This window comes from Microcystis sp. LE19-41.2A (assembly GCF_027530405.1).
Classification (GTDB): Bacteria; Cyanobacteriota; Cyanobacteriia; order Cyanobacteriales; family Microcystaceae; genus Microcystis; species Microcystis aeruginosa.
In genome coordinates this window covers 1-12557 of the sequence record NZ_JAPZQJ010000041.1, presented here as the reverse complement: position 1 = coordinate 12557, position 12557 = coordinate 1, and the positions used below count along the sequence as shown (strand labels likewise).

Below are 12557 nucleotides of genomic sequence, written 5' to 3'. Positions count from 1 at the left end.
TTAAAGCAGCTCTAAAGAGTTTTGAGTTAAAAGTTAAACTTCAAGTTTTCATTCAGGACGAATGTACTGGTTAACTAATTTTTTTGGGAAAATTAGTTAACCAATCATTATAACATATAATTAATTTGCAAGAGTTCTAATGACTGAGAGAAACCGATGTTGTTCAAAATTTTAGTAATTCTCCACACCCTAGGGGCGACCGTCTGGGCCGGTGGCCATTTATTGTTGGCAGTCACCGTTCTACCCCAGGCCCTCAAAAACCGAGAACCAGACCGAATTCGTCAATTTGAGCAATATTTTGAAGGTTTTGGGTTATCTGCGCTATTGTTGCAGGTAATAACAGGCCTAGTACTGACTTGGATTTATTTGCCCGGTTTTCGTGATTTTTGGTCATTTGATAGTTTTTTATCGGTTTATATAGGAATTAAGTTAGCTTTACTGCTATTAACTCTCATCTTGGCCCTTCATTCCCGCTTTTTTCTCATTCCTAAACTGAGCGAGGAAAACTTAAATTTCCTCGCCCTGCACATAGTCGCCGTCACCACTCTAGCAGTATTATTCGTCATTTTTGGCGCTGGCATCCGTTTGGGGGGCTTGACCTAGGACTTGACCATTAGCTTTTAGGGACTTGCGCTTTGATAATGTACCATTTATGGCTTGTCTGATTCTTCTACAGAGCGACTGTCCGGCTGGGATATTATTCCTACGCAGGTCCCTTAGCAGTTCAGCAGTCTGGAGACCTTTCTAGGGCAGGTTTGGCGAAAACGCGAAAATACTGTAATCTGGGCAAGGGATTACAGGGAGTCACTTCCCCCACCTAACCCTTACAATCCTGCTTTTGACAAGGATGGAGACATCAAAAAAATTTTAGAACCCGCTGCGGCTGGGTAGTCACTGGCAGTAAAATTAAAATGCTCGTGGATTCAGTCTGACAGGGATATCTCCTGGGAACCCCTGATTCAGAGAGGACTTAGAGGAAGGATCGTCCAGTTAAGTTGAGTGGAAGCGAGGCTCTTCCATACAAGTATCAAATCTGGGAGAATTATCTAAATAAACATCAACTGCTTTAGGAGAACCCAATCATGTCTATTGTTTTTCAATTTTTTCTCATTGCCTTAGTTTTATTTTCCTTGCTGATGGTGATTGGTGTCCCCGTTGCCTATGCTTCCCCCCAAAACTGGGATCAATCGAAACCCCTTCTCTATGTGGGTTCGGCAATTTGGGCGATTTTAGTCGTTGCCGTCGCTATTTTAAACTTTTTAGTGATTTAGTCTTGATCAGGGGGACGGGGGACAGGAGTCAGGAGTCAGTCGTCAGGAGTCAGTCGTCAGGAGTCAGTATTCTCCCCACACCCCACTTCCCCACTACCCCACTACCCCACTTCCCCACTTCCCACTCCTATCCCCTTCTACCTATGACTGTTTTTGAGGGAAATTTTACCGAGGACATATCCTCTTTGCGCTTTGCGATCGTGATTGGTCGTTTTAATGATCTCGTCACTGATAAACTGTTATCAGGCTGTCAAGACTGTCTCAAGCGTCACGGGGTTGATGTCAATCCCGATGGCACCCAAGTCGATTATATCTGGGTACCGGGTAGCTTTGAAGTGCCAATGGTAGCCCGTCAAGTCGCCCTTTCCCACCGTTACGATGCCGTTATTTGTCTAGGGGCAATTATTCGCGGACAAACGCCCCATTTTGACTACGTTGCTGCCGAGGCCGCTAAAGGTATCGCCGCAGCCGCTTTTCAGACCGGTGTTCCCGTTGTCTTCGGTATTCTCACCACTGATACTCTACAACAGGCCCTCGAACGGGCCGGTATTAAAAGTAATTTGGGCTGGAATTATGGCCTATCTGCCCTAGAAATGGCTAGTCTCATGCGTCAATTGCGCCCCCGGAATGAAGATAAACCCCTAGAATTATTGCAAAATAATCCCCAACAGGCACTGATGGAAGGCTAAGAAAATTCCCCCAGCATTTAGGGTTTTAGTTGTCCCCACTCCCCGCTGTCGAGAGAATCAAGACTCTGGAATTAGCTCTAGACCCAGAGGAGCGGATTACGGCAGCTTTTGAGGCTATGGAACGCCCTATCACTGAAAAATTCGCCGCCATTGACAAGTGCTTTGATCGCTTGCAACATCAGTTCAACCGACTACAGGCTAAGATAGAAGTGGTTCTCGAAGCTATTACCGGTTTGGGGGATTGGCCAGAACATGAATCATTGTAAAAAAATGCTCCAAACCACTTGACAAATGCTCTGAGATTTGGCATACTTGGGGAAGTGTAAAAAAAAGGCTTGCGGGCATAGCTCAGTGGTAGAGCGTCACCTTGCCAAGGTGAATGTCGCGCGTTCGAATCGCGTTGCCCGCTTGAACGAATCCGCGTCAGTCCCCACCCTCAACAACGCGGGGTGGGGAAGGAAAGCGCGGCAATTTGAGGACTCGATGTCCGAAAAATTGCCAACTAACTTTTAGGTGTATCCTGATTTTTGATATACTCCTTAAGCTTTTCAATTGGCGCTCCACCGGATGGGCTCTTCTGGTTTCTGTGTGGAAACGAGGTCTATACTGATAGTTTATTTAGGGTCTGCTGAAAAAGTTTTTCCTGGGGGTAGGAGTCAGTAGCCGGTCGTCAGGAGCCGGTCGTGTTTGGCTTTGTTGCCCTTGTTTTTTGTACCAAGCGATGTACTACAAGAAGGATAATGCAAGGTTTTTGAACGTCCCAATCCTATTTTCTTGCACTAACATCGGACTTTAACAGGTCAAAAGCTTTATTTTAAAAGGGTTTTACCATTATTAAGCAAACCCGAATTAATTCCCCAAATGATTGAAAAATGGCAAGAGGGTTATCAAGTAGTTTATGCCCAAAGAACCAAAAGAAAACAAGAAAGTTGGTTTAAAAAACTGACGGCATATCTCTTTTATCGTTTGCTTAAAAGACTAGCTGATGTGGATATTCCCGACGATACAGGAGACTTTTGTTTAATGGATCGTCAGGTGGTAGATCTATTAAATTCTCTCCCGGAAAGAAATCGTTATATTCGTGGGTTGCGCGCTTGGATTGGCTTTCCACAAACTGCGGTTAAATTTGAGCGGGATGCGCGCTTTGCCGGGGAAGTAAAATATACCTTTAGCAAATCATTATCTTTAGCTATTAATAGCCTAGTATCTTTTTCCCGTGTCCCCTTACGTTTTGCCACCTATCTAGGATTATTTTCTGCCCTGATATCTTTGATTATGGCTCTGTTAGTATTATATTGGCGTTTACAGCAACCCGACTCACCGATCACGGGTTTTGCCACGATTATGATCGCTATATTTTTTCTGGGTTCTGTACAGCTAATTAGCATCGGAATACTAGGAGAATATATCGGCAGAATTTACGAGGAAGTTAAAGGCAGACCCACCTATACAATTGCTGAGTTAGCTGGCTTACAAATTTCTTGATTCTTGTCAGTAGGAATCGGTAATTTTTTGCTGTTTTGCCCATCTGGATCAAACTTGATCCGCCTTAGCGATCGCCAATTATTAAGCCTTGGCAGAGAGTTTCTCCGTCTCGGAGAATCTTCGCACAATAACGATCGAGCATTCTTTGCCAGCGACGGACAGGATCACAATCCCCGGTGACAGAGACAAGACGACCAAAAACGGAATTTTTTAGCCCAGTTTCACAGAGACGAAATTTCGCCTCTGTTGGCCGGACTGATAGCCGATTGAATCGCTAATAATTTTCTCGAGGATTTGTGCTAGGAGGATTTTCTTGGTAGGAAAAGCTGCTACCAAACTCGAATTCCTGTCCGTAGGCTTCCTCTCCGTGTTGAGGCACATCTAACCCTTCCGCTTCCGTATTCGGTTTAACCCGCAGCTCCATAAATAGACTGAGAACTTTCAGGATAACAAAAGTACCCACGGCAGCAAAGATATAAGTAGCGGCAACGCCAACAAATTGCGTCCAGACTAAGCCGGGGTTGCCAAATAGTAAACCGTCATTACCCAAGGAATTAACCGATTTAGTGGCAAAAACCCCCGTAAGCAGCGCCCCTATTGTCCCACCCACACCATGGACAGGATAGGTATCCAAAGAGTCATCAAAGCGCAATTTTGCCCGCAGACTAACCGCAAAAAAACAGGTAAGGGCAGTGATCGAACCAATCAGAATCGCACCGATGGGTAGAACAAAACCGGCAGCGGGAGTAATACCCACTAATCCCCCCAAAAATCCGCTAGCAATACCGATCGCTGTCGGTTTAGCCCGTAAAATCCATTCTATCAGCATCCATGTCAAACCACCAGCCGAAGCGGCGATCGTGGTATTAACAAAGGCTGTCGTAGCTAGGGAACTAGAGGAAAGCGCGCTACCCCCATTAAAACCAAACCAACCGAACCAGAGTAAACCGATACCGAGGAGAACAAACGGCACATTATGAGGTGCATAGGTTTGAGTTCCAAAACTACGCCGCGGGCCAATTACCCAAGCGGCCACCAGTGCGGAAATCCCAGAACTAATGTGAACAACGGTTCCACCGGCGAAATCCAGCGCCCCAGTGGCTGCCAACCAACCCTTACCCCAAACCCAGTGAGCTAGGGGAGAATAGATAAAGGTGGACCAAAGCAGTAAAAACCAAAAATAGGCTTTAAAGTTAACCCGTTCCACGATCGCACCCGAAATTAAAGCCGGGGTGATGATGGCGAACATCATCTGATAGACCATAAACACTTGATGGGGAACGGTGGGTGCATAACCGATATTGTCAGGTGCGGCGGCGGTGACTCCGTTGAGAAAAATCCAATCCAGACCACCGATAAAAGCTTCAATCCCTTCACCAAAACCACTTTTACCCGGGGTGACATCAAAAGCGAGACTATAACCCCAAAGCACCCAAGTTACACCAATTACGCCCATGGCTACCAAACTCATCATCATGGTGTTGAGGACGTTACGCGAACGTACTAAACCCCCATAAAAAAAAGCCAGTCCGGGGGTCATTAATAAAACTAAAGCTGAGGAGATCAGCATCCAAGCTGTATCTCCAGCACTAATCGGATTGGGGGGAGCGGCGGCGACGGTTTCCGCAAAAACCGGGGCAACTCCGAAATTGAATCCCAGTCCCAGCAAAAGCATGGTTATTCCTACGATCTTTTTCATTGACGGTTGGTGCCTAGTAGCAAGATTAATTTTTTCTGTCTGGAAAGAGACAAAAAACCGAAAGAGAAAAGGTTTAGAAGCTAATTATAGCCACCGATCGCATCGGGGCGAGGCCTTCTTCCTTTTCTCTTTAACTTTGTCGGGGATCTAATTAATCTATCTTTACAAGGTTCACCCTAACGACTGCTGGGCGTTTCCATGTCAACACTGGAAGCATAATAGCCACCAGTAACGATATCGGACTCCTTGACGAAACCGCTATAGGCTTCCATTCCGTGTTCACCCACATCCAAACCTTCCATTTCTTCTTCGGGAGTAACACGAATACCGAGGGTAGCCTTAAGGATTGTCCAAACAATACCACTAACAATCAGGGTAAATGCTCCCACTGCCACAATTCCGATAATTTGGTTAATAAACAGTTGGAATTGACCGGTGATTAAACCCGCATCTTTGTTGAAGATACCGACGGCTAAAGTTCCAAACACACCACAGACGAGGTGAACGGAAGTCGCACCCACGGGGTCATCAATTTTCAGGTTATCGAAGAAAGACACCGAGTAAACCACGACTACACCGGCAATTAAACCGATGATTGCCGCCGACCAATAGGAAACACCATCACAACCGGCAGTAACGGCTACTAAACCGGCCAGAATACCGTTAATAATCATCGAAAGGTCGGGTTTACCATCTTTCGCCCAAGCGGTAAAGGTAGCGGCAATGCCGCCAGCGGCCCCGGCGAGGTTAGTGGTGACAGCGATATAGGGTACAGTTTCATTAACCGCTAAAGTAGAGCCGGGGTTAAAACCGAACCAGCCAATCCAGAGAATTAAACAACCCAAGGTCGCGATACTCATGTTATGGCCGGGTAAGGCACTGGTGCGACCGTTGATGTATTTACCCATTCTCGGGCCGAGAATTGCCGCCCCGGTTAAAGCAGACCAACCACCCACCGAGTGGACCACCGTCGAACCAGCGAAGTCTTTAAAACCAAGGTCAGCTAACCAACCGCCACCCCAAACCCAGTGACCGGTGATCGGGTACATGATACCGACGATAATTAAGCTAAAAACGAGGAAATCGACGAATTTAATCCGTTCTGCCACCGCCCCAGATACAATGGTTGCCGCCGTTCCCGCGAAAGCGACTTGGAACAGGAAGAACACCGAGGTGGGCAAAGAGGCAGGCATGGTGTAGGTGGCAGGATCGCTACTGCTAAGGAACCAGCCTCCTGTACCGAAAAATTCGTTACTGACAGACCCGAACATCAGGGAGAAACCGATCGCCCAAAATGATATGGTGGAGAGGGCGAAAACGATCAGGTTTTTGGCGAGAACGTTAACGGCGTTTTTCTGGCGACAGAATCCCGTTTCTAGCATCGCAAAACCCGCGTTCATGAAGATCACAAGAATGGCGGCAATTAAAACCCAGATTGTATTGAGGGCGTTTTGGACATCTTCGGGGGTTAGGGGTTTCGCATCCTGGGCGTGTACGGCCGCGTTCCAAACCACAAAAATAATCGCGGACAAGGGAACACAGGCTAACCAGACAGGGTTAATTTTCGGTAACAAACCGACAAGTTCCCCAGATTTTCGAGCAATTCGTTTCATCGTTAATTCATTTACTTTTTTGAGTTAGTAGGTCGATTCATTACTGTTGAAAATAATTACCGAGCAATTATGTCCGTTCAACCGCTAAATCCTAGGAACAGGGGTCAATCATTTCAGAAGACCAAACACCTAGGGATTTATCTTGGGGTGTGAGTAGTCAATGTTTTTTGATCTTTGTTTTTTTTTATTTGAGATTTCTGTATCCTCTGATACGTTTCACTTTAAAATAACAATAGTAGATAAGTTATCAGTTATCAGATGTGAGTTTTCAGTTCACTGATTACTGTTTACTGGACGGCTACGCCGTGCCTTTGGCAACACTGAAAAAAGCTTCCCACTGATCACTGATTACTGATTACTGATTACTGATCACTGATAAAGTCTCCCCTCCTTTGGAGAAATAAACCATGGCCCGAGCAACGGAATTCGATCGCACAATGATGCAAAGATGTCTAACCCTTGCTAGGCAAGCCTTGGGGCGGACTTCTCCTAATCCTTTGGTGGGTTCTGTGATCGTTCACGAGGGTATAATTATCGGCGAAGGTTTTCACCCGGGGGCCGGACAACCCCATGCAGAAGTTTTCGCCCTGAGACAGGCGGCAGAAAAAGCCCGTGGTGCCACTTTATACGTCAATCTCGAACCCTGTAACCACTATGGACGTACTCCACCCTGTAGCGAGGCAATTGTGCAAGCAGGCATTAAAAAAGTGGTGGTAGGGATGATCGATCCTAATCCCCTGGTGGCAGGGAAAGGCATTCAAAGATTAGAATCGGCAGGCATCGAGACGCTGGTGGGGGTGGAGGAGTCGGAATGTCGTCAACTCAATCAGGGTTTTATCCATCGCATCACCACTAAAAAACCCTTCGGTATCCTCAAATATGCCATGACTCTCGATGGCAAAATTGCCGCTACTAGCGGTCATAGCACTTGGATTACTAGCCCCGCTTCTCGCCAAATAGTCCATCAACTGCGATCAGCCTGTGATGCGATTATCGTCGGCGGTAGCACTGTCCGTCAAGATAATCCCCACCTAACCACTCACGGCCTCTCCGATCATAATCCCCTGCGCGTGGTCATGACTCGATCGCTCGATTTACCACCCTCCGCTCATCTTTGGGATACCAGTCAATTTCCCACCCTTGTCTATACACAAATTGATGCTAATGTCAAGCTTAAGCAACAATTATTAATAAAAGGCGTAGAAGTGATCGAACTAACCGAGGTGACACCCACTTTAGTGATGGAAAATCTTTATCAGAGGGGATTTTGTCAGGTTTTGTGGGAGTGCGGCGGCGGTTTAAGTGCAGCGGCGATCGCTGAGGGCATGGTACAAAAAATTATCGCTTTTATCGCGCCCAAAATCATCGGGGGAATCCAAGCACCTACTGCCGTGGGTGATTTAGGATTCCAGTTAATGAGCCAAGCTTTACAGTTAGAAAATGTCACGGTTAATTATCTCAATCCCGATATTTTGATCGAGGGATATCTGCAAAGTGAACAGTAGAGCTACTGCAATTCCCCCTCAATCAGCAAATCTCAACCAACCGCTTGCAAAAGTCACAAAGTCATCAATAACCCCGATAATCTGGCAATTAACCCCGATTTTTGCGAGCGAGTTCTAGAAATCGCCCCGCTGCCGTTAAATGCCTTTATCGGTACGGTTATCCCCCTAGAAGAAGTTGGGCAATCGCTCTGTGATCAATGGTGCCATTATCGAGCAAAATAAAAAAGTTAGAATAGTCAAACCCTTAGTGATTGAACGTATGACGGTACTCGAAAAAGGTAATATCACGATTCATACCGAGAATATCTTCCCTATTATCAAAAAATCTCTCTACACTGACCATGAAATTTTTCTGCGGGAATTGATATCTAATAGTGTTGATGCCATCTCGAAATTAAAAATGGCTTCCTTAGCAGGAGAAGCGAGAGGAGAAGTCCCCGAACCAGAAATTAATCTCGCCATCGATAAAGAAAATCGTACCCTATCAATTACCGATAACGGTATCGGGATGACGGCGGAAGAAATCAAGAAATATATTAACCAAGTTGCCTTTTCTAGTGCGGAAGAATTTATCAATAAATACCAAAAATCAGCCAACGATTTAATCGGTCATTTTGGCCTAGGTTTTTATTCGGCTTTTATGGTGGCTAAAAAGGTAGAGATTGATACTCTTTCCTATCAGGAAGGTGCTACCCCTGTCCATTGGTCTTGTGATGGTTCTCCAGAGTTTGAATTAACCGATTCTTCCCGCAGCCAAATCGGCACCACTATCACCCTAACTTTAATGGATGAGGAAGGGGAATATTTAGAACCTGCCCGCATTCGCCAGTTAGTCAAAACCTACTCAGATTTTATGCCTGTTCCCATTAAAATTGATGGGGAAGTGATTAATCAACAACGGGCTTTATGGAAAGAATCTCCTCAAAATCTGACTAAAGAAGACTACCTAGAATTTTATCGTTATCTCTATCCTTTCCAAGAAGAACCTTTACTCTGGGTACATCTGAATACCGATTATCCTTTCTTGCTCAATGGCATTCTCTACTTTCCCAAACTCAGACCGGATGTGGATGTCTCAAAAGGACAATTAAAGTTATTCTGTAATCAGGTTTTTGTCAGCGATCATTGCGAGGAAATTATTCCCGATTTCCTGATACCCTTGCGAGGAGTCATCGATAGTCCAGATATTCCTTTAAATGTGTCTCGAAGTGCTTTAACCAAAGATCGCACCGTTCGCCGTATTGCCGATTTTATTGCCAAAAAAATTGCTGATCGCCTCAAATCTCTCTACAATGAAGACGCAAAAGAATATATTCGTTGTTGGGGAGATGTGGGAACTTTTATTAAATTTGGTTCCTTGAAAGAGGATAAATTTAAACAGCAGGTAGAAGATATTTTAATCTATCGCACTACCTACAAACCCCCAGAAACCCCGGTACAAGTGGCAGTGCAAACCGCCGAAGGTGACGCATGGCAAGAAGCAACGGCGAAAACTCCCCTAGAAGCGATCGAACAGGAAGGTTATACTACTCTCAAAGCCTACCTAGAACGCCATAAAGAACGCCACGAAAATCGAGTTTTTTACTGTACCGATCCTCGGAGTCAATCCACCTACGTTGAACTCTACAAAAATCAAGGGTTAGAAATCCTCTTCTTTGATTCTTTCATCGATACTAATTACTTTATTCCTTTCCTAGAAAGAGAATATTCTGATGTGAAATTCACCCGGGTTGATTCTGAATTAGACTCGACGCTGCTCGAACAGGATCAAGCTAGTGAAATTATCGATCCCGCCAGTAATAAAACCAGGGCTGAATTGATCAAAGAAATCTTCGCCAAAGCTCTCGATAATTCCCGCATCAATATCAAAACTGAAGCCTTGAAATCCGATGATCCCCAAGGTACTCCCCCGGCAATTGTCTTACTTCCAGAAGCGATGCGACGCTTACAGGAAATGACGGCAATGATGCAGCAAAAAGCCATGGCTTTCCCCGAAGAACATATTCTGATGATTAATACTAATCATCCTCTAATTCAACAGATTATCCAGATTAGTCAGGGAAGTATTGTTACCGGTAGTGGCGAATCTCCATCGGCGCAATTAGCGAAAATGCTCTGTCAGCACGTTTATGATTTAGCTTTAATCGCTCAAAAAGGATTTGATGCCGAGGGAATGCAAGCTTTTGTGGAACGTTCCAATCGCGTTCTGACTAAGCTAACCGAAAAGATTTAATCTATTGCCAAACTTTGGCTGTTTCGATATGCTGAGAGTGTGTTAATTCACACTCTATTTTTTTAACCCGATCAATATAATCTAGCGATAAGCTATCTTGCCGCCGTCAGCCTTGAATCAGTTATCAGTTATCAGTTATCAGTTATCAGATGTAAGTTTTCAGTTCACTTATACTGTTTACTGTTTACTGTTTACTGTTTACTGATAAGTAGGGAGGCACAATTATTTGTAGGATGGGTTAGCGGTAGCGTAACATGAGCGGGCGTTGGGTTTCATGCTTCAATCCAACCTACGTTCTGTTTACTGATAACTGTTTACTGTTTACTGATAACTGAAAAATGCGCTTACCCACCCTCAAATATGAGCGAGGAACCTTAATTCTCCATCCACCACCAAAAGGGAAAAAATGGCTAGATTTTGCCACTTGGGATGATCGTATCGAAAGATTTCGCATTTTGGCCATTCATTATCGTCCTCTCGTGGAAACTCTACAGGAGGAGGGCATTAACTTCCAAGATGAAGCAAAAGCTTTCAACAATTTAGAATTAATTGCCAGTTTTGAACGGGAACCCTACCCCCACCAAACGGAAGCGTTAATCGCTTGGAAAAAATCCCAGAGAAGGGGTGTCATTGTCCTTCCCACCGCTGCCGGTAAAACCTATCTTGCCCAATTAGCTCTACAATCGACTCCCCGCAGTACCTTAATTATCGTGCCGACTATTGATTTAATGCACCAGTGGTATGCCCAGATGTTGGCGGCTTTTCCCGATGCCGAGGTGGGATTATTAGGGGGAGGTTCTAAGGATAATAGTGCTATTTTAATCGCCACCTATCAAAGTGCGGCAATTTATTCAGAAACTCTTGGCAATCGTTACGCTTTTTTGATTTTTGATGAATGTCATCATTTACCATCGGATTTCTTTCGGAAAATAGCAGAAGATTCGATCGCACCCTATCGTTTAGGCTTAACAGCAACACCGGATCGCGGTGATGGTAGTCATCAAGATTTAGATTATCTTATTGGTGCAATTGTTTATCAAAAAAGTCCCCAAGACTTGTCAGGAAAAGCCCTAGCTGATCATGAAATAATTCAAATTAAAGTGAAACTATCCGCCAAAGAACAGGAAAAATATCAAGAAGCAATTAAAATTCGCAATGATTTTTTAAGAAGAAATAATCTCAGTTTGTCTGGTTTAGATGGTTGGCAAAATTTTGTCATGATTAGTGCCAGAAGTAGCGAAGGGCGCCGGGCGATGTTAGCGCACCGGGAGTCGAAGGAAATATCCTCTGGAACCCAGGGAAAATTGCGGGTTTTAGCCGAGTTAATCTGTGAACACTATCCGGAACCAATTTTAATTTTTACCAACGATAATGCCACAGTTTACCGCATTTCCGAGAGCTTTTTAATACCTGCCATAACCCATCAAACTCCCGTGAAAGAACGCCATGAAATCCTGACCCGTTTTCGTCAGGGAGAATACAAAATTCTGGTGACTTCCCATGTTCTCAATGAAGGGGTTGATGTGCCGGAAGCGCGCATCGCGATTATTTTATCGGGAACTGGTTCCACTAGGGAATATATTCAGCGTTTAGGACGGGTGTTAAGAAAAGGCCAACAAGAGGATAAACGGGCGATTTTGTATGAAGTGATAGCCGAAAATACCACGGAGGAAAAAACCTCCCAACGACGACGGGGAGAGCAGAAAAATAAAACTAGCTATAAAACCAGTAATCGACAATTGGAATTATTGCCTTCTCCTCCGAAAAAATCTTTTTCTTTCCCGAAAGCTGCCGAATCTTCTACCCCTTGGGTGAGTTCTCCAGAGTCAGAGGAAGAATAAAAAATTTCTCTGGGGGATTTTCCTCTATAATAAAGGTAAGTAGGTAGGTGTTAAAAGTTGTCAGATACCCCCCTTATCAACTATCCCTTATAGGGATCTTTCTTAACAATTTTTGCAGTAAGCACTCCAACCCTTATCCTGACTTGATTTCAGTTTTTTCTTTGTCAGTAAGGGTGTCAACAAGGAATATTACAAATTGTTAACCGAGTCTTGAAAGCCTT

At 44.7% G+C, this 12557-nt stretch carries 9 protein-coding genes, 1 tRNA gene and 1 pseudogene; 9 read left to right on the top strand and 2 right to left on the bottom strand.

The features are described 5' to 3' along the window. The first annotated feature begins 156 nt into the window (after positions 1-156). From O9290_RS02070 to O9290_RS02045, 6 genes and pseudogenes are all read left to right on the top strand, one after another. Complete coding sequence (locus O9290_RS02070) at positions 157-603, top strand: CopD family protein (protein ID WP_288058919.1); 447 nt, start codon at positions 157-159, stop codon at positions 601-603. A gap of 479 nt (positions 604-1082) precedes the next feature. Then, positions 1083-1271, top strand: a complete 189-nt coding sequence (psbZ, locus tag O9290_RS02065; RefSeq protein WP_002732865.1) for a photosystem II reaction center protein PsbZ — start codon at positions 1083-1085, stop codon at positions 1269-1271. 143 nt (positions 1272-1414) lie between these two features. Next, a complete protein-coding gene (gene ribH / locus O9290_RS02060; protein WP_002762422.1) occupies positions 1415-1960 on the top strand; it encodes a 6,7-dimethyl-8-ribityllumazine synthase in 546 nt (181 codons plus the stop codon). Positions 1961-1989: 29 nt separating this feature from the next. Then, positions 1990-2226, top strand: coding sequence for a hypothetical protein (locus tag O9290_RS02055; RefSeq protein WP_002762421.1), 237 nt, complete (start codon positions 1990-1992; stop codon positions 2224-2226). Positions 2227-2297: 71 nt separating this feature from the next. Continuing rightward, a tRNA-Gly gene (locus O9290_RS02050) sits at positions 2298-2369 on the top strand. A 422-nt stretch (positions 2370-2791) separates the two neighbouring features. Beyond that, positions 2792-3445 (top strand): annotated as a pseudogene (locus O9290_RS02045) (glycosyltransferase); the annotation flags it as partial. Between the two features lie 274 nt (positions 3446-3719). Here the strand turns inward: O9290_RS02045 and O9290_RS02040 are convergent. Then, positions 3720-5144, bottom strand: coding sequence for an ammonium transporter (locus O9290_RS02040; RefSeq protein ID WP_288023856.1), 1425 nt, complete (start codon positions 5142-5144; stop codon positions 3720-3722). Positions 5145-5320: 176 nt separating this feature from the next. Then, positions 5321-6757, bottom strand: coding sequence for an ammonium transporter (locus O9290_RS02035; protein WP_288056627.1), 1437 nt, complete (start codon positions 6755-6757; stop codon positions 5321-5323). 407 nt (positions 6758-7164) lie between these two features. Between O9290_RS02035 and ribD the strand changes: the two genes are divergently transcribed. From ribD to O9290_RS02020, 3 genes are all read left to right on the top strand, one after another. Further along, positions 7165-8262, top strand: a complete 1098-nt coding sequence (gene ribD, locus O9290_RS02030) for a bifunctional diaminohydroxyphosphoribosylaminopyrimidine deaminase/5-amino-6-(5-phosphoribosylamino)uracil reductase RibD (protein ID WP_288056625.1) — start codon at positions 7165-7167, stop codon at positions 8260-8262. Positions 8263-8521: 259 nt separating this feature from the next. Further along, complete coding sequence (gene htpG / locus O9290_RS02025; protein ID WP_288056630.1) at positions 8522-10495, top strand: molecular chaperone HtpG; 1974 nt, start codon at positions 8522-8524, stop codon at positions 10493-10495. Positions 10496-10833: 338 nt separating this feature from the next. After that, positions 10834-12336: a DEAD/DEAH box helicase gene (locus O9290_RS02020; protein WP_106908979.1), complete on the top strand. Its 1503-nt coding sequence runs from the start codon at positions 10834-10836 to the stop codon at positions 12334-12336. The last annotated feature ends 221 nt before the right edge of the window (positions 12337-12557 follow it).